Annotated in this window: 20 protein-coding genes, 1 pseudogene and 1 riboswitch; of the genes and pseudogenes, 13 read left to right on the top strand and 8 right to left on the bottom strand. The window is 56.8% G+C overall.

All coding sequences use genetic code 11. The features are described from left to right. Positions 1-81: 81 nt before the first annotated feature. Positions 82-744 carry a glycosyltransferase family 2 protein gene (locus TAMC210_RS04840; protein ID WP_173297683.1) on the top strand — a complete coding sequence of 221 codons (663 nt, stop codon included), beginning with the start codon at positions 82-84 and terminating at the stop codon, positions 742-744. Positions 745-749: 5 nt separating this feature from the next. Here TAMC210_RS04840 and TAMC210_RS04835 read toward each other — a convergent pair whose 3' ends face one another. Next, positions 750-1310, bottom strand: a complete 561-nt coding sequence (locus tag TAMC210_RS04835) for an O-acetyl-ADP-ribose deacetylase (protein WP_173297682.1) — start codon at positions 1308-1310, stop codon at positions 750-752. A gap of 258 nt (positions 1311-1568) precedes the next feature. Further along, positions 1569-1709: pseudogene (locus TAMC210_RS13895) on the bottom strand (ABC transporter permease subunit); the annotation flags it as partial. A gap of 122 nt (positions 1710-1831) precedes the next feature. Next, a riboswitch (cyclic di-AMP (ydaO/yuaA leader) is annotated at positions 1832-1970 on the top strand. A 106-nt stretch (positions 1971-2076) separates the two neighbouring features. On the opposite strand from TAMC210_RS13895, the gene eam reads away from it, so the two are divergent. Both eam and TAMC210_RS04820 read left to right on the top strand, forming a co-directional pair. Then, on the top strand, positions 2077-3348 hold the full coding sequence (gene eam / locus TAMC210_RS04825) for a glutamate 2,3-aminomutase (protein WP_173297680.1): 1272 nt from the start codon (positions 2077-2079) through the stop codon (positions 3346-3348). A gap of 67 nt (positions 3349-3415) precedes the next feature. Then, a complete protein-coding gene (locus tag TAMC210_RS04820) occupies positions 3416-3856 on the top strand; it encodes an OsmC family protein (protein ID WP_173297679.1) in 441 nt (146 codons plus the stop codon). A 41-nt stretch (positions 3857-3897) separates the two neighbouring features. Here the strand turns inward: TAMC210_RS04820 and TAMC210_RS04815 are convergent, their stop codons facing one another. Both TAMC210_RS04815 and TAMC210_RS04810 read right to left on the bottom strand, forming a co-directional pair. Beyond that, positions 3898-4650, bottom strand: a complete 753-nt coding sequence (locus TAMC210_RS04815; RefSeq protein WP_173297678.1) for an OmpA/MotB family protein — start codon at positions 4648-4650, stop codon at positions 3898-3900. Beyond that, complete coding sequence (locus TAMC210_RS04810; RefSeq protein WP_173298138.1) at positions 4643-5434, bottom strand: motility protein A; 792 nt, start codon at positions 5432-5434, stop codon at positions 4643-4645. Before TAMC210_RS04810 ends, TAMC210_RS04815 begins: the two co-directional genes overlap by 8 nt. 227 nt (positions 5435-5661) lie before the next feature. Between TAMC210_RS04810 and TAMC210_RS04805 the strand changes: the two genes are divergently transcribed. Continuing rightward, a complete protein-coding gene (locus TAMC210_RS04805) occupies positions 5662-6465 on the top strand; it encodes a prolipoprotein diacylglyceryl transferase (RefSeq protein WP_277997678.1) in 804 nt (267 codons plus the stop codon). On the opposite strand, the gene TAMC210_RS04800 is transcribed toward TAMC210_RS04805, so the two are convergent. Beyond that, positions 6462-7667: a metal-dependent hydrolase family protein gene (locus TAMC210_RS04800; RefSeq protein ID WP_173297676.1), complete on the bottom strand. Its 1206-nt coding sequence runs from the start codon at positions 7665-7667 to the stop codon at positions 6462-6464. The genes TAMC210_RS04805 and TAMC210_RS04800 overlap by 4 nt on opposite strands. Before the next feature lie 309 nt (positions 7668-7976). Between TAMC210_RS04800 and pstS the strand changes: the two genes are divergently transcribed. From pstS to queG, 6 genes are all read left to right on the top strand, one after another. Next, positions 7977-9065: a phosphate ABC transporter substrate-binding protein PstS gene (gene pstS / locus TAMC210_RS04795; protein ID WP_217267269.1), complete on the top strand. Its 1089-nt coding sequence runs from the start codon at positions 7977-7979 to the stop codon at positions 9063-9065. A gap of 225 nt (positions 9066-9290) precedes the next feature. After that, entirely contained in the window at positions 9291-10232 is a 942-nt protein-coding gene (pstC, locus tag TAMC210_RS04790; RefSeq protein WP_173297674.1) for a phosphate ABC transporter permease subunit PstC, read from the top strand. Further along, complete coding sequence (pstA, locus tag TAMC210_RS04785; RefSeq protein WP_173297673.1) at positions 10232-11077, top strand: phosphate ABC transporter permease PstA; 846 nt, start codon at positions 10232-10234, stop codon at positions 11075-11077. The genes pstC and pstA overlap by 1 nt, the downstream gene beginning before the upstream one ends. A 3-nt stretch (positions 11078-11080) precedes the next feature. Then, complete coding sequence (gene pstB, locus TAMC210_RS04780; RefSeq protein ID WP_173297672.1) at positions 11081-11839, top strand: phosphate ABC transporter ATP-binding protein PstB; 759 nt, start codon at positions 11081-11083, stop codon at positions 11837-11839. A gap of 527 nt (positions 11840-12366) precedes the next feature. Then, positions 12367-12945 (top strand): HD-GYP domain-containing protein, encoded by a 579-nt coding sequence (locus tag TAMC210_RS04775; RefSeq protein ID WP_173297671.1) that lies wholly within the window; start codon positions 12367-12369, stop codon positions 12943-12945. A 40-nt stretch (positions 12946-12985) separates the two neighbouring features. Then, the gene (gene queG, locus TAMC210_RS04770) at positions 12986-14077 is read left to right on the top strand and encodes a tRNA epoxyqueuosine(34) reductase QueG (RefSeq protein WP_173297670.1); all 1092 of its coding nucleotides are present in this window, start codon (positions 12986-12988) and stop codon (positions 14075-14077) included. Positions 14078-14140: 63 nt separating this feature from the next. Here the strand turns inward: queG and TAMC210_RS04765 are convergent, their stop codons facing one another. The 3 genes from TAMC210_RS04765 to TAMC210_RS04755 form a co-directional block, all read right to left on the bottom strand. Next, complete coding sequence (locus TAMC210_RS04765) at positions 14141-14878, bottom strand: glucose-6-phosphate isomerase family protein (protein ID WP_173297669.1); 738 nt, start codon at positions 14876-14878, stop codon at positions 14141-14143. Between the two features lie 32 nt (positions 14879-14910). Further along, positions 14911-15294, bottom strand: coding sequence for a hypothetical protein (locus TAMC210_RS04760; protein ID WP_173297668.1), 384 nt, complete (start codon positions 15292-15294; stop codon positions 14911-14913). 260 nt (positions 15295-15554) lie between these two features. Further along, complete coding sequence (locus tag TAMC210_RS04755) at positions 15555-17153, bottom strand: stalk domain-containing protein (protein WP_173297667.1); 1599 nt, start codon at positions 17151-17153, stop codon at positions 15555-15557. 416 nt (positions 17154-17569) lie between these two features. Between TAMC210_RS04755 and TAMC210_RS04750 the strand changes: the two genes are divergently transcribed. Genes TAMC210_RS04750 through hisC form a run of 3 tightly spaced genes read left to right on the top strand, consistent with a single transcriptional unit; the run spans position 17570 to position 20452 of the window. After that, positions 17570-18868 (top strand): phenylacetate--CoA ligase family protein, encoded by a 1299-nt coding sequence (locus TAMC210_RS04750; RefSeq protein WP_173297666.1) that lies wholly within the window; start codon positions 17570-17572, stop codon positions 18866-18868. An 11-nt stretch (positions 18869-18879) separates the two neighbouring features. Further along, positions 18880-19311 (top strand): ACT domain-containing protein, encoded by a 432-nt coding sequence (locus TAMC210_RS04745; RefSeq protein WP_173297665.1) that lies wholly within the window; start codon positions 18880-18882, stop codon positions 19309-19311. Between the two features lie 31 nt (positions 19312-19342). Beyond that, positions 19343-20452 carry a histidinol-phosphate transaminase gene (gene hisC / locus TAMC210_RS04740; protein ID WP_217267268.1) on the top strand — a complete coding sequence of 370 codons (1110 nt, stop codon included), beginning with the start codon at positions 19343-19345 and terminating at the stop codon, positions 20450-20452. Positions 20453-20500 lie beyond the last annotated feature (48 nt).

Raw genomic sequence — 20500 nt, 5'->3', positions numbered from 1 at the left:
TAGCAGACAAGGATAATTTTGGTTATAATATTGGGGAAGCGTGATGGTGCAAAACACATAATGATAAAAAGGAGTCTGCCCATGAAGGTCACAGCGGTGATCCCGGCGTACAACGAAGCGGCGACCATCGGATCGGTTATCGAAGTTTTACGCCGTGTACCCCTTGTAGACGAGATTATTGTGGTTAGCGACGGTTCGGAGGACGCCACGGCCGAGGTGGCCCGCAAACAGGGAGCGAGGGTAATCGAGCTGGCCGAAAATTGCGGCAAGGGTGTGGCCATGGTCAGAGGCGCCCGGGAGGCCCGGGGTGAGGTACTTATCTTTCTAGATGCCGACTTAGAGGGACTAACTCCCGAGCATGTGGAAAATTTACTGAACCCCGTCCTCCAGGGGGAAGCCGAGATGACCATCGGGGTCTTCGCCCGGGGTCGCTGCCTTACCGACTGGGCTCAGGTTATCGCTCCCCACCTGTCGGGCCAACGGGCCATGCCCCGAGCCCTTTTCTTAGGGGCGGGCATAGAAGACAGCCGTTTTGAAGTAGAGGTTATGTTATCAACTGTTGCCCGGCGCAGGGGATGGCGGGTAAAAAAAGTGCCCCTTTTCAACATGACCCACGTCATGAAGGAGGAGAAAAGGGGCTTTGCCCGGGGTATAATAGCCCGTATGGGAATGTATAAAGATATAGCCTGGTTCTTCTGGCGGGCCGGGCTTAAGAGACATAGATATTCCCGCACTTCATTGTGAGGCCCTCACGGGCCTTCGCCCAGCAAATCCTTAAGGGCCTTTTCGTAGGCCTCCAGTATGGAAGGAGAGAATAAAACGAAGCGCACCTCTTCGAAGGTCCCGGGGTGTTCTTGGAGGTAAGAAGTGACCGTGCGGAGGGCAATCCGGGCGGCCCTTTCCAACGGGAAGCGATAGGCTCCGGTGCTGATAGAGGGGAAGGCTAAAGTCTTAATGCCGCGCTCCCGTGCCAGATCCAGGCTGTTGCGGTAAGCGCTGGCCAGGAGTTCGTCCTCCCCCTTGGCCCCTCCCGACCAGACGGGGCCCACGGTATGGATCACGTAGCGGGCCTTCAGGTTGCCCCCGGAAGTTATCACGGCTTGTCCCGTGGGGCACCCGCCTTTTTCCTCCCGGATGCGGCGGCACTCTTCGGCGATGACGGGCCCTCCTGCGCGGTGGACGGCGCCGTCCACGCCCCCGCCTCCCCAAAGGCCTTCGTTGGCGGCGTTAACGATTGCTTCGGTATCCTGTACGGTGATATCGCCCTGGAGCAAGGCCAGCCTGGTTCCCCCTAATTTAGTTTCCGTCATACTTCAGTTCTTCCCCCTTCCCATTAAGGTATTTCTGGCGGGCTCTCCTCGCCGGGTACGCGTCGCACCCCGGCCCCCGCACCGCTGCCCCCTGCCCGCCGGTGGCGGTTTTCCCCCATCCGGGCCATGCCGCGGCGGCCGGCATTCCCTTTACCCGGCGACACGCCTTCGCCCAGGTTTTTTGTAAGCGTCTATATTAAGCGTCTATATAATTATATTAAACCTATTTTTTCCCCTTTGCCCATATCCTCGGCAAAGGATTACGGTCGGCAAGGCCATGGGAAGTTGCACCTTAGTCACAAGCTGTCTACTGGTGGAACCAAAAGCCCCGGCCGCCTCGATAATGTCCTGGGGTACCTGCCGAATACCCAGGTTGGTGAGGCGGATGGCAGGAGTGAGCTTAGTTGCAATAAACATCCCTTCCGGTAGAGGGTAAAAGGGCCCCCGGCGGTCTAAAAATTTACATTGCCTTCGGGCGGGGCTTATTTTATAATAAAATAGAGTGAAACACTTATAATTGAATAAAGGGAACGCTGAATCCGTAGGGGAGCGGGGGAACCAAACTTCGGGGTGAATCCTGTATACCGGACGGATACAGGTAGGGTTAGCTTTCGACCCGAACCCGTCAGCTAACCTCGTAAGCGTGGAAAGTGCGAAAGCAAGAAGGATTATTGTGCCCTTTTGAGGGCGGCGAAGTATACTCCAAACCCCGGGTCAGACGGGGTTTTTTGTTTACTTTACTTTAACCTTAAAGGGGGGATAAACCATGAGCATTGATTTCACCCGGCAGGAGTGGAACGAAGAGGAGAAGAGGGCAATCGCTTTAAGACGGGCCGCCGAGTTGAAGGAGCGGATAAAAGAATACCTAGAAGCCAAAGAAACCCTTCCCTCGGGTCGCGAGGCAAAAGAGGAGATAGCCGCCCGCCGGCAAAAGATTATGGCCTATTTCGGGGTTACGGAAAAGGAATGGCAGGACTGGCGCTGGCAGCTGCAACACCGCATTACGGACGTAAAAGTCCTACGGGACCTTATTCCCCTGACGGCGAAGGAAGCAGAAGATATAGAGGCCGTGCAGAAGGTTTACCGCTGGGCGGTTTCCCCCTATTACCTGAGTCTCATGTCGGATACTCCTGATTGCGCCGTGAGAAGGCAGGCCCTGCCCTGCCGTATGGAATTGGAAGATAAACTCGGCATTCCCGACCCCATGGCGGAAGAGCTTACTTCGCCGGCTCCCTGTATTACCCGGCGCTATCCCGACCGCCTGATCATTAATGTGACCAACCAGTGCGCTATGTACTGCCGCCACTGCCAGCGCCGGCGCAATATCGGCGAAGTTGACAAGGCCCGTAGCCGGCAGGAGCTGGAACAGGCCCTGGAGTACATTCGGGCCAATCCCGAAATCAGGGATGTACTCATTACCGGTGGAGACGCCTTGATGTTAAGCGACCGGGTGCTGGATTGGCTTCTGACGGAACTTGATCGTATCCCCCATGTGGAAATCAAGAGGCTTGGTACCAGGGTGCCGGTGACGCTGCCCCAGCGTATTACGGCCGAACTGTGCGCCGTACTAGCCAAGCATCCGCCCCTTTATCTCAACACCCAGTTTAATCACCCGCGGGAGATTACCGAAGAGGCTAAAGAAGCCTGCGACAGGCTGGTCCAGGCGGGTGTGGTACTGGGCAACCAGGCGGTGCTGCTGCGGGGGGTAAACGATCATCCCTTTATCATGCGCAAGCTCAACCAGGAGCTTTTGAAAATCCGGGTTCGGCCCTACTATTTATTCCACGCTAAGCCCGTGAGGGGTACCACCCATTTTATAACGTCTATAAAAGAAGGAATAGAGATTATGGAACAACTGCGCGGCTATACTTCCGGGTTAGCCGTTCCCACCTATATCATTAATGCGCCCAACGGCTACGGGAAGACGCCGGTACTACCCCAGTACGTGGTGGCCCGGGGAGAAGGTCAGGTCGTCTTGCGCACCTGGGAGCGGCGCTACCTGTTTTACCCGGATCTGGGCGGTCATTCCTCACCGTAACCTTGCCTTTGTTTTCGGCCGGGAGTATAATGATAGCGAAAATAACCAAAATGAGGTGGGAAATAGGATGCGCGTTACGGTCTCCTGGCAGGGCGGAATGCGGCTGGTGGGGCAAGGAGAGTCCGGGCAGGAAGTAACTATGGACGCGGCGCCGGAACACGGCGGCCGTAATGAAGGCGCCCGTCCCTCAGAAGTTTTCTTGATGGGTATGGCCGGGTGTACGGCCCTCGACGTGTTATCCATCCTGGGCAAGAAGAGGGTTAAAGTAGAATCTTTCGCGGTGGATGTGGAAGCCGAACGGGCTGACGAACATCCGCGGGTTTTCACCTCTGCTACATTAATTTACCGCTTGACCGGGCCTGATTTGGCGGAAGAGCAGGTGAAACATGCCATCGAACTTTCTCTGGGTAAATACTGCGCCATGGTTAACACGGTGAAGAAGGCTGCGCCCATATCGTATTGCTATGAGATTAACGGGCGCCGCAGTCCGGTGGAGCCGGCGCCCTGATGGGGGGCTCCCTATATCCCGGGTGAGCCGGCCGCCGGTTTCTATTCAAGGTGCGGCTCCACGACGTTGAAGGTTTCCTTTAGCACGACTATATCCACCCGGCGGTTCCGGGCCATGTTCTCTTCAGTATCGTTGGGGACCAGGGGACGATATTCACCGTAACTGGTAGCCGAAAGCCGCTCAGGGCTTATGCCGGCCTCGGTTATTAGAACGTGCAGGACGTTCAGAGCCCGCGCAGATGCCAATTCCCAATTGGATGGGAAGCGCTCGGTCTGAATGGGCAGATTGTCGGTGTGGCCTTCAATGCGGAGGTAGTTGGGCAGGGGAGCCAGCATTTTGCCGACCCTGGTGATTATTTCCCGGGCCCGGGGTGTGAGCTGGTCCGAACCTCTAGGGAAAAGAACGGTTTCGACCATGCCCACCACCAGGCCCCTCTCTTCTTTTGTCAGGATGATCTCCTGCTGGAGGCCGGAAGCTGCTATGTATTCGTTAAGTTGGGTGTATATCTGATCCAGGGGGGAGCTTTCCTGGCCTTCACTTGCGGCCTGCGGCAGGGCGGGACCGCCGGAGAGGCCGGGAATCATGCTGGGCCCCGCTTCGGTGAAAAGGCCGCCTGGTGTCCCGGTCAAAGCCTGGCTGAGGGATTGGGCCAGGGCGCTTAACTTTTTCATGTTGGTGTCGCTGATGGCGTACATGACTACAAAAAAGATCATGAGAAGGGTGATGAGATCTGCATAAGTCAGAAGCCAGCGCTCTTTATTATCGTGGTTTTCTTCCCTGCCCCTCTTAAGCACCTTTGCTCCTCCCTCCCTTCTCCGTCGAGCGGTCGAACTCCTGTTGCTGGGACGGAGGCACAAAGGCTAGAAGGGTACTCCGCAACAGCGTTGGACTTTTGCCGGCCTGAATGGCCAGAGCCCCTTCCAGGATTAATTCCTGGTAAAGGCGTTCCTTTTCCGACTTGTTTTTGAGCTTGGTAGCCAGGGGCAGCCATATGAGGTTAGCGGTCACGACGCCGTAGAGGGTGGCTACGAAGGCCAAGGCTATGGACGGCCCGAGTTGGTCGGGCGAGCTAATGTTGCTCAGTACGTGAATGAGTCCCATGACCGTTCCTATAATGCCCATAGTGGGTGCGTAGCCACCCGCTGCTTCAAAGATTCTTATGCCGGCAGCATGGCGTTCGGAAGTGGCATAAATATATTGTTCCAAGGTGAGGCGGGTTTGCTCGGGGTCCGTGGCATCCGCCACCAGCTGGAGGGCGGTCCGCAGGAAGTTATCCTTGATGTCGCTTAACTCTTTCTCTAGGCCGGCCAGGCCCTCTTTGCGGGCTATCATGGCATAGTTAGCCAAGAGGTCGATGGTTTCCCGGAGATGATATCTCCTGTTGGTGAGGGCTACCTTCAGCAGACCGGGGATGGACCGCAGTTCGTCCGCGGAGAGCCCTATCATGGTGGCGCCTACCGTCCCACCGATGACTATGAGGAAGGGAGATACTCCCAGAAGGGCAACCATTTCACCTCCTTCCAAGGCAAAGGCTAGCAGCAGGCAGCCGAAACCGATGGCCATACCGAGGAAAACCATTACATCCAAGGGGAACACCTCCGGATAATTGCCTGGCTTTTTCGACCTTCCCTGAAAGGATAGGGGTTGTTTCACTTCAACGGTGCTAGATTCGACACCGGGCAAGTAAATCCTTTACAACCGACCCTGAAAATTCATCATGCCGGCACGGTCCGGGGAGGTTTTAAAGGAAGTAAAGTTGAAAGAATACGGGATAGAAAAACACATTACGATGGGGAGGAATGTATTTGCTGCTCGACCTTAACCCGGTTGCCTTTCATATTGGGCCTTTAGCGGTGCGATGGTACGGTATTTTTATGGCCATATCCTTCCTGTTAGGGGCGTGGTACCTCTACCGGGAGGGTCTGCGGAGGGGGGTAGCGGAGGATTTCCTCCTGAACCTGGCCATGATCGTGGTGGTGGCCGGCGTGGCCGGGGCGCGGCTGCTGTTTGTGCTGGCCAACTACCCGGAGTGGTTCGTGCGCGAGCCCGTGCAAGTGTTAAAGATTTACGAAGGCGGCCTGGCCTGGCACGGAGGACTCCTGGGGGGTGTTCTGGCCGGGTGGTGGTACGTCCGTCTTCATAAGAAGGAATTTAACGTGCTGGCCGACCTAGCAGTTCCGGGCCTGGCCCTGGGCTATGCTATGATACGCATTGCCAACGTTTTCAACCAGGAAGTCCTGGGCCGACCTACCGATTTCTGGTTTGGGCGTTGGCCGGCTCAGCCCATAGGTACCCTTATCGGGCTGGTATTGTTGTTGCGGTATTTTTACCTTGAGCGGAAGGACCCTCCGTCGGGATACCAGTTCTGGTCGTTTATTTTTTACCATCAGCTCCTGCGCGGGTTGATAGAGGAAACGGTGCGGGAAAATCCCCTCGAGGCGTGGGGATATGTGGTACCCCACTGGGGGCTCGGCTTCTTTACCCTGGCTCAGCTAACCACACCTCTGATCATGCTCCTGGCCTATTACTTTATGCGTAAAGCCCGGCTTAAAGGCCCTTCACGCGGAGGATCTTACCGCCTAACCCTCTTTCCCCGGCCCAAGCCTTAGCCCTTTTCTGGGATGATGACGACCTCCAAGCGCTGCAAAGCAGAGAGATCTTCCAGGGGGTTGCCAGCGATGGCGATGAGATAGGGCAGCTTACCCGGCGTAATGCTGCCCAGTTCGGATTCCAAACCCAGCGCACCGGCTCCTATGCTGGTAGCGGCCCGGAGGACGGCCCGGGACGGGATTCCGGCGGCAAGGAAAAAGGACAGCTCATCTCCGTAGCTCCGGCCATGATAGACCCCCGGCGCACCGGCATCGGTTCCCACAATGAGCCTCACGCCCGTTTTATGGGCGTGGGCTATTTTTTTTAGCTGTAGTTCTACGGTGCGCCTGATGATATCCTGTTCCCTGGGGTTGTACTCCCGGGCCTTGGCCACTTGGAGCCGGTTGGCCACGGCTGCTACAGTAGGGGCCCAGTAGGTGCCCCGCTCGGCCATTTTATGCAGGGTTTCGTCGGACACAAAATATCCGTGTTCCACGGAATCTACCCCGGCCTCGACGGCCTGCCGCACAGCCCCATCGGAATTGGCATGGGCCATGACCTTAAGACCCCGCCCATGGGCCGCCTCCACCAGGAGCCGGAGCTCGTTAAAATCGAACTGCACAGGGCCGACCTCGCCCCAATTCTTAAAGGTAACCAGTCCGGAAACTATTACTTTTATTTGATCACTCCCGCCTGCCGCCAGGTCCTTCACTGTGCGCTGCCAGTCGAAGGGGGGTGTTAGGGGAGGGCCGAGGAAGGATCCGTAGAACCCCTTCTTGTGAACCGCCCGGCCCGTAGCCACGATACGGGGTACCGGCCCCTCATGAGGTGCACGGTCCCGCGCCCAGAGGTTCCAGCCGGATGCGTCACCGCCGTCCCTGATGGCCAGAATTCCGTGCTCCAGGTTGGCTTCCAGTTCTTTTTTGATGCAATGGATCATGGCCTCAGGGTCCTGCCAGCGGGCCACAGCGGCTTTAAAGTCAAGGCCGTCCAGGGCTAGATGTACGTGGGCGTCGACGAGGCCGGGCAAGAGGGTTAAATGAGGGAGATATAACTGCTGGGAACCGTCAGGGCTATAGGAAGCTCGGGGTACCACCCGGTCTATACGGCCCTGCCGGAGGCAGACTACCATCCGGGAACTAAGCGCCGGACTTTCACCATCCCAGAGATAATCGGGCAAGAGATCCAGGCTGGTTTGAGGAGTCAGGCGCAACACCTTCACCTTTTCCACCTCCAGACAGCCAATATGCTACACCTTTACCCGGGGGAAAGCAAGATAGGACCAATCCCCGGCCGGGCCGGCTGGCAGTCTCCTTTAGGGCGTAAGGATTGCTCCGTGTCGGGATATTTGGGGGGTTAAGGTGGCCCGTAGCCAGGTATAACCCTGCTGTTAACGAAACATTAACCTGCACCTAATGGATAGTTAACAGAAGGATTATATAATTTTTAAGGGGTAGTCTATAACCCGCTGCAAGTGAAAACAGGGGGAAGGGTAAGAGCAGAGATGAACCGTGGAAAGGCGGGCCGGAGTTTGGCTCGACGGGTGACGGTTATCTTGGGTATCCTGGTGGCGGGGCTCCTATTGATTGCGGTGGCCTGCGGCCCCCGGGGCGAGGCCCGCCGGAATGAGCACGGCGGAAAACCTGCTGCGTACCTTATCGGGGTGGGGGCTTCTTTCCCTTATCCCCTTTACAGCAAATGGATTGAGGAATACAGGAAGCTCAACCCCAACGTAAATATCGATTATCAGTCCATAGGCAGTAGCGGCGGTATCAATAATATATTAAAGGGAACGGTAGACTTTGCCGGTAGCGATGCACCTATGAAGGATGAGCAACTCTCCCAGGCCCGGAGCCCGATTTTCCATATTCCTTCCGTAGCAGGGGCCGTAGCCATTACCTACAACCTTCCTGGGGTGGACAAGGGTCTGAAATTAAGCCCGCAGGTGCTGGCTGATATTTTCTTGGGCAACATCACTAAGTGGCGCGACGAGCGGCTTGTTTCCCTCAATCCCGACCTTAACCTGCCCGATCTGGATATTGCGGTCGTTCACCGCTCCGACGGCAGCGGTACTACGAATATTTTCACCGATTACTTGAGCAAGGTTAGCCCTGTGTGGGCAGAAAGGGTTGGTACCGGTACTGCGGTGGAGTGGCCCACAGGCATCGGCGGCAAGGGCAATGAGGGAGTGTCAGGTACGATTAAACAGATTCCTGGCTCCATCGGGTATGTGGAGATGGCCTATGCCGCCCAGAATGGCCTCCCCCGGGCCTTAATTCAAAACAGAGCCGGCAGGTTTGTGGAACCCACCCTGAAGGCCACTACGGCGGCGGCAGCCGGTGCGGCTGCCCACATGCCGGAAGATATGCGGGTTTCCCTCACCGATGCCCCAGGGGAGGGCTCCTATCCCATTGCAGGGTATACTTACCTGCTGGTCTATCGGGACCAGCAGAATAAAAGGAGGGGCGAAGCCCTGGCCGAGTTTTTGTGGTGGGCCCTCCATGAGGGTCAGCAATATGCCCGGGAGATGTTTTATGCCCCTCTTCCCGACAACGTAGTTAAAATGGCCGAAGCCAAGATTAGAGAGATTAATTATAAAGGACAACGCTTTATCGAGTAGGCGGAGCAGGGTGGTGTAATCCCTCGAGTTATCCCCACCTTCGGCGGGAGAGGCGTGCCTTAGTTTAAAAGCGGGACTAAACCTGAGGGACGGTCAAACTGCAAAAGGGGGATACGTTGGGGAAATTGCTGGTATGCGAGGCCCCCGGCGAAGTTTTTTGTGCTGTTGTGAGCTAATATTAAGACCTTGAATAGCGGCAATGCCGGCTTGGTTGGAGGTTATAAAATGGTCGGTAAGGCGGGTCGGGGAAAAATCAAAGACACCCTCTTTGCCGGTATTAGCGGCCTGGCGGCCCTAAGTATTGTTTTCATTATAATTGTAATGCTTTATGAACTAATCGAAGGAGCGGGGCCGGCCCTGGCCCGTTTCGGCTGGGATTTTTTAACCGGGACCCGGTGGGACCCGGTCCATGAAAAATTCGGCGCCTGGCCTTTGATTTACGGGACCCTGGTTTCTTCCTTTATTGCCCTTTGCCTGGCCGTGCCCCTGAGTTTGGGCATAGCTATCTACTTGGCCGAGTTGGCCCCTTCGTGGCTCCGCGATCCCCTGGCTTTCCTAGTGGAATTGCTGGCCGCTATTCCCAGTGTAGTCTACGGGCTGTGGGGCCTTTTTGTATTGGTGCCCTGGCTGCGCACCAGCGTGCAGCCTTTTCTGGGAAATACTCTGGGCTTCCTACCTTTATTTCAGGGGCCGCCTTTGGGGATGGGCATGCTGGCGGCAGGGCTGGTTTTGGCCATTATGATTTTGCCTATCATCACCTCCCTGTCTCGCGAAGTTCTCTTGGCAGTTCCCCTCTCCCAGAGGGAAGCAATGCTTGCCCTCGGGGCCACCCGGTGGGAAGCCATAAGGATGGCCGTTCTACCCTATGGCCGGTCCGGCATCATAGGGGCCATTATCTTAGGTCTGGGTCGAGCCCTGGGAGAAACCATGGCCGTTACCATGGTCATAGGTAATCGGCCTCAGGTATCTCCGTCCCTCTTCCATCCGGGCCAGACCATCGCCAGCGTTATAGCCAATGAGTTTACCGAGGGCTTTAACGAGTTGCACCTTTCGGCCCTGTTAGCTTCTGCACTGCTGTTGTTCGTTATTACCCTGCTGGTAAATGTTTTGGCCAGGTTGCTGGTCTGGCGGATGAACAAAGTTACCCAGGGAGTGAGCCGGGAGTAATGGTGGCCCGCAAGGTCAAGCGCAAGCTATGGAACAGGTTTATGTTGACCCTAACGGTGGTGGCTACCGCCGTCGCCCTCGTCCCGCTGGGTAGCATCCTCTATTACGTGGCGGTGAGGGGTTTGCCGGCCCTAAATTTAGATTTCTTCACCAAACTGCCTGCTGCCGTAGGTGAACCGGGTGGGGGACTGGCGAATGCCATTCTGGGGACCATTATCCTTGTTTTGCTGGCCGGGGCCATGGCCGTTCCCCTGGGGATTCTGACGGGGATTTACCTGGCCGAATTTGGCAGGGGGCGCTTGGCCTGGACGGTGCGCTTCCTGTGCGATGTCCTTACCGGCGTGCCTTCTATTATTGTAGGTATTGTGGTGTACAGTACGGTGGTTTTGACCATGAAGCGCTTTTCGGCGCTGGCCGGTGGAATAGCCCTGGCCGTTATCATGTTGCCCATGGTGGCCCGGACAACGGAAGAGATTTTGAGGTTGGTACCTCAGAGCTTGCGGGAGGCTTCTCTGGCCCTGGGGGCTACGCGGGCCAGGACCGTGAGGAGTGTAGTGCTCCGGAGTGCCATGGGGGGTATTATTACCGGGGTGATGCTGGCTACTGCCCGGATTGCTGGGGAAACGGCACCTCTCCTTTTCACCGCCCTCAACAGCCGGTATTGGCCGGGAGGCCTTACGGATCACATAGCTTCTTTACCGGTTTATATTTTTACCTATTCTACGACGCCCTACGAAGAACTCCACCGTCTGGCCTGGGGCGCGGCCTTGGTGTTGGTGGTCATGGTGCTGGCCACCAGCATAGCGGCCCGGATGGCTGCCCGGCGGCTAAACGGAGGTCGGTGAGGTTTGGCAGTTAAGATTCAGGTAGAGGGTTTAAGTGCTTGGTACGGTGCCAAAGAAGTAGTAAAGGGTGTAAACCTTGCCATTGAGAGCCACCGGGTTACGGCCATTATCGGGCCTTCGGGCTGTGGCAAGTCCACCTTGATCCGGTGTCTGAACCGTCTCCACGAGTTGATTCCCGGAGCCAGGGTGAGGGGAAAGGTTCTGGTGGACGGGCGTGACCTGTACGCCCCTGGTACAGATCCTACCGAAGTACGCCACAAGATTGGCATGGTGTTCCAGAAGCCCAATCCCTTTCCTACCATGTCTATCTTCGATAATGTGGCCGTGGGCCTGCGCCTTCACGGGCTGAAGCCGGGTCAGACCTTGGAAGGGGTAGTGGAAAGAAGTTTGCGCATGGCGGCCCTGTGGGAGGAAGTGGCCGATCGCCTCTATACCTCGGGGGCCAGCCTCTCGGGTGGACAGCAGCAAAGGCTGTGCATTGCCAGGGCCCTGGCCGTGGAACCGGAAGTGCTGCTCATGGACGAACCCTGTTCAGCCCTGGATCCGGCTGCCACGTTGAAGATCGAGGATCTCATCCTGCAACTTAAGGAAAATTATACCATCGTTATCGTGACTCACAGTATGCAGCAGGCGGCCAGGGTGGCCGATTATACGGCCTTTCTCCTGGATGGGGAACTGGTGGAGTTCGGTCCCACCGCCGAAATCTTTACCCGTCCCAAAGACAAGCGAACCGAAGATTACATTACCGGGCGCTTCGGCTAGACCTTCCTGCATCTGACTGCGGCGTAGGTTCGGCCCGGCCTTGTTTCCTTTGCTTTGGGGGCCTAGCCCGGTGGGGGGGACGTGCCGGTCCGGCCCCCATTCAGGTAGCGGCCGGCGGCCTGCCCCTAAAGGGCTCTCCCCACCTTTGGGCAGGTTTTCATTACCGCGGCCCGGGTACAAGCCGGCCTGCCCCTTCTGGCGTATCCCCTGCTTTGGTGAGGGTGATTTAGCTCGTAAGCGAGCGACGTGGCCTGAGCGGAAGACAATCTCTGGCGAAATTGAGGACGGAGGCGGGACCGAGGCCCGAAAGAGGCCTGCGGCCGGCTCCTGAGGCACAGAAGCGGAATGAGCCGGGAAACCCGGCGGAGGCCGAAAATGGAGCATCAATATTGGTCCGCGAGGTTATTGGTGCGAGGGGGGCTAAATCACGCCCGGCTAAAAGTGGGGATGCGCCAGCTGACCTTAACCTTGAGATTTATCGAAAGTTGCGGTAAAATAGTCGTGGAGGGGTAGAAGGGAGAGGGCCGGTGCTATTCCCGGAGGTAGCCGTTCTTCTCAGGAGATTGCGCCGACACAGCGCATCTACTTACCAGCACTGTTACAATGTAAGTAATCTTTGCCGGGCTTTGGGCATCGGCCTGGGACTCCATGGCCAGGAAGTAGCCTCCATTGCCCTGGCCGGGCTTCTTCACGACATCGGTAAAATGAGGATACGCCCCTCTATTTTACACAAAGCCGCCCGGCTAACCCCCCAGGAATGGGAAATTATGCGGCGGCACCCCGATTTCGGTGTCGAGATCGTATCTACCAGGGCGAGGCTGCAGGTTCTTTGTCCCCTGATAACTTACCACCACGAGCGGTGGGATGGTAAGGGGTACCACGGCCTGGGGGGAGAGGAAATTCCCTTAGGAGCCAGGATTATTGCCCTGGCGGATGCCTTTGATGCCATGACCTCTTCCCGGGCTTATAAGTACTCTAAAGACTTGCGGGACGGCATCCGAGAACTGGAGGAAGGTGCGGGCACCCAATTCGATCCGCGGCTGGTCAAGGTCTTCTTTGAGATAATGCCCGAGATACTCAAAAGAAATAGCCACCAGGCCTGTTAGCCGGTGGCTTTTTTATGGCCGTCGGGAAGGGTAAAAGGATATGGCTTTAATTGAAGAACTCCAACAAGAAGCGAGCAGGTTAGGGTTGAGGCTTGGAGCTGTTCCGGCGACAACGGTTTTCAGGCGCGGCCTCGACGCGTTGCGACACAGGGAAAAAGAAAAATGGGAAACGCCCTTTGTCGGGAGCAGCATCGAAGCACGGTGCCGCCCCGACGTGCTTTTTCCCGGGGCGCAGACGGTGATAGTCGTTGCCCATCCCTGGTATTTTCCGGCTGGGCGGCCTCCGGGGCCAGGAGAGGGCCTGGTGGCCATGAGCTGTCGGGGAGAAGATTATCACCGGGTGCTGGAGCGCCTTCTGGAGCCCTTGGCGGAGTGGTTGAAGGAGCGGGGAGCGGCCTGGGCGGTTGTTCAGGTGGATAAAGGGCCCCTTATCGAGCGGGAAGCGGCTTTTGTGGCCGGGCTGGGCTACTACGGTTACAATTGCTCTCTAATGGTGCCCGGCATGGGATCCCGGGTGGCCCTGGGATTGATTATTACGGACCTCAAGCTGGAGGCCACCCCGCCTCTCAAGGAGTTAAAGTGCCGGGAGTGCGGCCGCTGTCTACGCGCGTGCCCCACGGGAGCCCTGGTGGCGCCCTATACACTGCATCCCGGGCGCTGTCTTTCTTACCTCACTCAGAAGCGAGGCTTCCTCCCCCCGAGTCTGCGGCCGTACCTGGGGCAGAGGCTTTTCGGGTGTGATGTTTGCCAGGACGTCTGCCCAGAAAATGAAGGGTTAACCTTAGTCGGCACACCCTTTATCCATCCGGGGTTGGTCCGGGTTTTGACCATGGATGGCCGCCGATTCCGGGAACTTTTCGGGTCCACGGCCCTGGCTTGGCGGGGGAAATCCCTCTTGCAGCGCAATGCTGTCATTGCCCTGGCTAATACCGGGTATAAGGGAGAGGAGGCCATCAAGGCATTGCAGAAGCTCCTCTCTGGTCCTTCTCCCGTCCTGCGTGGTCATGCGGCCTGGGCCCTGGGGAAGCTGGGGTTGCCCGAAGGACGCCGAGCGCTGGAAACGGCCTACGAGAGGGAACAGGACCCCTTTGTCAGAGAGGAAGTAGAGAGGGCTTTGGCCGGCGAAGGGTAAAGGGAAGCCCTTGGCCCGCGTGCGGGGAGGCCAAGGGCTTCCCTGCTTCCGAAGGCTCACCCTTTACTTCAAAAACCTGAAGGCTTCCGGATCGGCCACAAAAGCTTCGTATAGGGACTTGTTCTTGACGGCAGCCGTAGGTTGGAGGAGATTGGGGGCAGCCATGAGTTTAAGGGCCACCGAATTTTGGTAGTGGGAATTCTTAACGAACTCTCCTTTGGCCCCCTGGCCCTGGATGTAATAATAGGCTGCACCGCGCTTATCCCGGAAGGGGCCGTAAAGGGACGAAAAATTGCTCTCCACCAAGTTGGCCATGACCAGGGAGGTATTCCCAGGGTTGATGGTTACATGACCGTAACCAGGGGGGATGTAAACCTTGTCCCCCTTCTTGGCCTCCACGGCAATAATCTCTTCCACGTCGCCGCTGCGGTTGTTCTTTTGCAGCAGGTAAAGGGCTTCTCCCTCCAGGACCTCGTAATATTCGGGGTATGTCTCGGAAGAGTGAGGCTTGAGGGGATGGAAATGGCCCACGGTCTTGATGTACTCTCCTTCGATGGTTCCCGGTAAAATAACCGTTATGTCGTAACGTATATCATTCTTGTCAAAGATTTCCTTGTCCTGGGCGAAGCATACCCCCCGGTACATATAGTAAAGGGGGCGGTCGCTGGGTGTCACGCTGGGGGCATAGAGGACCGGCAGGGCATCTTCCAACCGGCGGACGTCCGGCTCGGGGGCGATAATGCCAGGGCCGAATTCCAGTAGTCCGTCACTCTTAAAGGAAAAATCTTTACCCGCCAACATGGAGGAAACCTCCCCTAATAATATCGGCTCCATTATACCTCAGAATGCCTTTCGCTACCATACATTTCCCGGAAAACTCTAGTTATAATGCTCTTCTCTTCTTCGTTAAAGAGCCGGGTAACACAGAATTCCACTACGGTAGTAATAGAACCATCGGGCAGCTGGTAAATTTCGGATTTAACAACTCTCCCGTAGCCCAATACTTCTTCGCTCTTATTGACGATGAAAGCCTCTAAACCTACGGGATGGGCTAGCTTATGTCCCTGGCGGAAAAACCCCAGGATGATATTACCGCAGCTCCGCTTCCACAAGAGCAGGTTTTCGCCGTCGCCTTTTTTCTCCCCCGGTTCCTGGGGCAGCTCATCTACCGGCAGGCGTATAAGCCAGGTAAACTCATACTTATAGCCCACGTCCATCCCCCGCACATTATTGTTTGAGTCCCTGACTATAATAATTCGATTTTTTCTGGTGCTTTCCTCTCGCAGAAGCCCTGTTATATATTTCCCAGTTTATCGGCTTAAACATTTTCCTCCAGCCGGCGGATTGGGGGGGCGCGTCCAGGTCTCCGGCAGCCAGATAACCCCCACCTCCGTTGGGGCGGGGGTTATCTTACCCTCCTCGAGGGGGACAGGGTTGCAACGGCCTCGGGAATTCCTTTGAAGAGAAACCAGGCTCCCTATTTCTCCCGGGGGTCAAAGACCAGCTTCACCGGCAGATAGGAGCCTCCCGGCGGCACCAATACTATTTCGGCGGCCTGTTTGGCCTTTAACCTTCCCAGGTAAACGGGCTGGCCTCCCTGCCTTACGAATCCCTCGCGCGGTACATTAACGAGGCGGCCGTCCACGAGCACCGTTCCAGCGAAGAGACCGGACACCGGCACCAGGAAGGCTTCGGTATCCTGCTGAGGCACAACCCGTATTCGGTAGACCGCCCCATAATTGCCCTTCAATGAGGGCGCGGAAGCGCCGGGCTTCAGCGAGGGCAGGAATTGATCTGTTATGCCGTCAGCCAGGCGTAATTCTCCTGTCTCCTGGCCGGATAAGGAAAGCTCCACCTCTATGTCGGCAGGCCCGAAGGTGCCCCGGGCGTGAACGCCGTCAGCTGGAAGATAAGGAAGCCGGGAGTATTCCCTTAAGACTTTCTGGGAGGCTAACGCGGCTACAAAGAGGATGTCCACCTTACCTGTGGCCTTGACGTCCAGAATGCCGTGGAGAACCTGGTGACGGCAGGCGGAAGGCTGGATGCGATTTAACACCGCCGCCTCGCCGGGTTTAAGGGTAAGGGTGCGAGGTTGAGCTTCCATAAAGTATTGGGCCAGGGCTTGTCGGGCCACCAGAAAGACGTTGGTGGAGGGGCCGCCGTATCCCTCGCGCTCCACGGTCAGCTCTACTTCTTCGCGGCTGCGGTTCACGGCCAGTACATAAACCTTAAAGGTTTCGGGGTGTTCGATGGCGTGCCAGAAGTAGAGCCGCGCCCTTTCTTCCACCTCGTCTTGGTAGAGAATTCCCGGCTCCTTTATGTACTCGGGGCTGTTGCTAAAAAGAAGAGGAGGACCGGTGCGCCGGACGGGGGGTTCGTAGGTTAAGGTGGGAGATAGTTCCCCTCCGGCCCAAAGGTCGCCGGGCTGAGGATTGGCCGGGTCGGGTAGGACATGGATCAGCCGCGATAAGGGTTTGCTCCAGCTGCCGCGAGCATCCTTAACCTGCAGGGTAACGGTGTAACTTCCGGGTTGGGAGAAGATATCCTGGCGCCCCTCCCACCTCTCCTCCGCGATGGGGTCGCCCTCCGGGTCCTCGGCTTTGACGGTGTAGCGAACGGGTTGCCCGGCGTACACCGGCTGGGATACTACGAAATGGGCCAGTGGCGGCCGGTTGGAACTGCCCAGAAGATAGGCGTTTCCTTCTGCCCACCGGGCGTAGGGCACCTCAAAGACGCGGTGGAAAAATACGGCCGGTACGAACAGGATGCCCCGCGCCTCTTGTACCGGAACGGGCAGGATCTGGGTTTCGGTCTCCTCACCCTCCAGGACAACCGTCCTGCTTCCCGGGTGGGTGACCGCGTGTCTGCCGCCCAGGATAACCTTTATGGTATCCGGCTCTCCTGCCTCCCAGTGCACTTCGCCTCCTAAAAGCTTGGCCAGCGGCCGGAGGGGAACCATAATGTAGTCGCCGTGGAAGAAGGGCGGGGCGGGCAGTTTTTCTGGCCGTCCGTCCACCCATATTTCCTCTGTGGAGGCGGAAAAGATAATCTGGCCGGACCCGGCCCAGGCCGGCAAAGGGAGTCCCGCGGTCAAAACTAGGATGAGGAATAATAGCGCGGGTGCCAGGAAAGGTTGCGAGGAGCGAAAACGCGGTCTGACTTCGGCTGTCCTCAAGTTCCATCAGCTCCTTAAATCGGCAAGGTTAACGGTAAGCCGGCAACCTTCCTTAAATCTACCCGATGAGGTCGGTAGGGGGGAATTCCCCCAAGGCCTCGGGTGGTCGCCTGAGGAGGGATTTATGAAGATTAATAACCGTTCTCTCTATAATTGGCTTGTTTTCTCCTTCATCCCGGGGAGTTGGGGGCCACCTTTTTCCCTTTGCATGATTTTTGGGAGTCCACCTATGAGCCGGCAGGAAACTGCCCGCGGGTGTGGAACTAATAAAACCAGAAGTCGAACGTCTGAGATTGGTTAGTGGTGGAGGGCCGAAGGTGTACTGGAATCCGAAATACGAGTGTTTATCCGCCGAAGAGTTGCAGCAGTTGCAGCTGGAGAGGCTAAAGGCAACGGTGGAGAGGGCCTTTCTTAACGTCCCCCACTACCGGCGGGCTTTTCAAGCCAAGGGCTTGGAGCCTGGAGATATCAGGACTCTGGAGGATTTGCGCAAGCTCCCCTTTACTACTAAGGATGATTTGCGGGAAAACTATCCCTTTGGCATGTTTGCCGTGCCCATGAGCGAAATCGTCCGCATCCATTCTTCTTCCGGGACTACGGGAAAGCCCACCGTGGTGGGCTATACCCGGAGGGATATTGATGTGTGGGCGGAGCTCATGGCCCGGGCCTTGGTGTGCGGCGGTGCCACCCGCAACGACATTATCCATAATGCCTACGGATACGGCCTGTTTACCGGCGGTCTGGGTGTGCATTACGGCGCCGAACGCCTGGGTGCTTCGGTCATACCCATATCGGGCGGCAACACTAAACGCCAGGTTATGATTATGCGAGATTTTGGCAGCACCATTTTAACCTGCACTCCTTCCTATGCCCTTCATATTGCCGAGGTCATAGGGGAAATGGGGATAGATCCCGCGGAACTCAAGCTGAAGGCCGGAATTTTCGGGGCCGAACCCTGGTCGGAGAGTATGCGGCGGGAAATCGAAAGGCGGCTGGGGATCAGTGCAGTCGATATCTACGGGCTTAGCGAAGTAATCGGGCCCGGGGTGGCCATCGAATGCCAGGAGAAGAACGGGCTGCACATCTTCGGCGATCACTTCTTAGCCGAAGTAATCGACCCGGCCACCGGGGAACCCCTGGGCCCCGGCCAGGTGGGGGAACTGGTCCTGACCTCCCTCACCAAGGAGGCTTTACCCGTCATCCGTTACCGCACCAGGGATGTGACTGCCCTTTTACCGGGGGACTGCCCTTGTGGGCGAACGGGGGTACGCATCGCCCGCATTACCGGCCGCACTGACGATATGCTCATCATCCGCGGGGTGAATGTTTTCCCCTCCCAGGTGGAAAGCGTACTGCTGGAGATAGGGGGAACGGAGCCCCATTACCAGCTCATCGTGGACCGGGAGGGCAGCCTGGATACCCTGGAAGTCCAGGTGGAAGTTTCCGAAAGCCTGTTTTCCGATGAAGTACGCCGGCTGGAGGACCTGGAACACCGGCTCCGCCAGGAGCTGGAGAGCACCCTGGGCATCAGCGTTAAGGTTACCCTGGTGGAACCTAAAACCATTGCTCGCAGCGAAGGGAAGGCCAAACGGGTCATCGATAGGCGAAAACTTTAGGGGGGCCGGAGATGAAAATCAAACAACTGTCCGTATTCCTGGAGAACAAATCGGGACGCCTGGCCGCCGTCACCAGGCTGCTGGCTTCCAAGGGCATTAACATTCGGGCCCTATCTATTGCCGATACGTCGGATTTCGGCATCCTGCGCCTCATTGTAAACGATCCTCAGGCCGCTTACCGGACCTTGAGGGAGGGGGGCTTCACGGTAAGTTTGACTGAGGTTCTGGGGGTAGAGATGCCGGACCGTCCCGGCGGGCTGAGCAGTGTTCTGACCCACCTGGAGGAAGCGGGTATCAATATTGAGTACTTGTACGCCTTTCTCGGCAAAGGCGAAAACGGCGCCCTGGTAATCTTCCGCGTAGAAGATCTGGATAAGGCCATTGAGATCTTATCGGCCAAGGGTGTTAAACTGGTAAGCGCCGAAAATGTCTACGCATTATAAAAGCAAATTGGAGACGGGAGTGATGGGCCTTATGGTCAAGTCTTACCCTGCCTGCCGGGAAGCCATCCTGGATATCAAACCCTATGTTCCGGGCAAGCCCATTGAAGAAGTGCAGCGAGAGCTGGGCATTAAGGACGTGATCAAGCTGGCCTCCAACGAAAACCCTTTGGGCCCTTCGCCCGATGCGGTTATGGCCCTGCGGGAGGCTGCCGAAAAGATCTACCTTTACCCGGACGGCAGCTGTTATTACCTGAAGCAAGCCCTGGCGGCCAAGCTGGAGGTATCGGAGGAGCAGCTCATTATAGGTAACGGCACCGATGAAATCCTCAAAATGCTGGGCGAAGCCTTTGTAGATCCCGGGGACGAAGTTATAGTAGGCGATCCCACCTTTTCCGAATATGAATTTGCGGCCCAGGTGATGGGAGGGAGGGCGGTGAAGGTTCCCTGCCGGGATTTCCGCCTTGACCTGGAAGCCATGGCAGGGGCCGTTGGCCCGCGGACCCGCCTGGTTTTCCTTTGCAACCCCAACAATCCTACCGGAACCATTGTATCGCAGGAAGAAGTGGATGTGTTTCTGAACCGTGTGCCCTCCCATGTACTGGTAGTACTGGATGAGGCCTACTACGAATATGTGACCTCGCCTGCCTATCCCGATAGCCTGGCCTACGTACGGGACGGGCGGCCCAACGTCATCGTCCTGCGGACCTTTTCCAAGATTTACGGCCTGGCGGGCCTGCGGGTGGGGTATGGCATCGCTCACCCGGAAGTTATTAAGGCTTTGAACCGCGTTAGGGAGCCCTTTAATGTTAATTCTCTGGCCCAGGTAGCGGCCAGGGCCGCCCTCCAGGATGAGTATCATGTGGGCAAGAGCAGGGAGGTCAACAACGAAGGCAAGGAATTCCTCTATGAGCAATTCCGGGCCTTAGGCCTCAAATATGTACCCACGGAATCCAACTTCATTTTTGTGGATATTGGCCGCGATAGCCGGGAGGTTTTTAAGAAAATGCTCGCCAAAGGGGTTATCGTCCGTACCGGAGATATTTTTGGATACCCAACCTTCCTCCGTATTACCATCGGTACCCGCCGGCAGAACCAACGATTGATTGACGCCCTGCGGGAGGTTTTGTCCGAGGTGCCTTAAAAAATTAGTAATATATCCCTCCTTTCACGGATATGAATGAAATAGCAG

It is taken from the genome of Thermanaeromonas sp. C210 (assembly GCF_013167955.1).
In the GTDB taxonomy this organism is placed as follows: Bacteria; Bacillota; DSM-521; order Neomoorellales; family Neomoorellaceae; genus UBA12545.
The sequence above is the reverse complement of the archived record's forward strand: the minus strand, read 5'-3'. Positions and strand labels throughout refer to the sequence as shown.

What these genes read in the sequence shown, in the direction of transcription:
- pstA (WP_173297673.1), top strand. Translation starts at nt 10,232, where the DNA reads ATGGTGGCCCGCAAGGTCAAGCGCAAGCTATGGAACAGGTTTATGTTG.
- eam (WP_173297680.1), top strand. Translation starts at nt 2,077, where the DNA reads ATGAGCATTGATTTCACCCGGCAGGAGTGGAACGAAGAGGAGAAGAGG.
- TAMC210_RS04745 (WP_173297665.1), top strand. Translation starts at nt 18,880, where the DNA reads ATGAAAATCAAACAACTGTCCGTATTCCTGGAGAACAAATCGGGACGC.
- TAMC210_RS04810 (WP_173298138.1), bottom strand. Translation starts at nt 5,434, where the DNA reads ATGGTTTTCCTCGGTATGGCCATCGGTTTCGGCTGCCTGCTGCTAGCC.
- pstC (WP_173297674.1), top strand. Translation starts at nt 9,291, where the DNA reads ATGGTCGGTAAGGCGGGTCGGGGAAAAATCAAAGACACCCTCTTTGCC.
- hisC (WP_217267268.1), top strand. Translation starts at nt 19,343, where the DNA reads ATGGTCAAGTCTTACCCTGCCTGCCGGGAAGCCATCCTGGATATCAAA.
- TAMC210_RS04835 (WP_173297682.1), bottom strand. Translation starts at nt 1,310, where the DNA reads ATGACGGAAACTAAATTAGGGGGAACCAGGCTGGCCTTGCTCCAGGGC.
- TAMC210_RS04840 (WP_173297683.1), top strand. Translation starts at nt 82, where the DNA reads ATGAAGGTCACAGCGGTGATCCCGGCGTACAACGAAGCGGCGACCATC.
- TAMC210_RS04820 (WP_173297679.1), top strand. Translation starts at nt 3,416, where the DNA reads ATGCGCGTTACGGTCTCCTGGCAGGGCGGAATGCGGCTGGTGGGGCAA.
- TAMC210_RS04765 (WP_173297669.1), bottom strand. Translation starts at nt 14,878, where the DNA reads ATGTTGGCGGGTAAAGATTTTTCCTTTAAGAGTGACGGACTACTGGAA.
- TAMC210_RS04760 (WP_173297668.1), bottom strand. Translation starts at nt 15,294, where the DNA reads ATGGACGTGGGCTATAAGTATGAGTTTACCTGGCTTATACGCCTGCCG.
- queG (WP_173297670.1), top strand. Translation starts at nt 12,986, where the DNA reads ATGGCTTTAATTGAAGAACTCCAACAAGAAGCGAGCAGGTTAGGGTTG.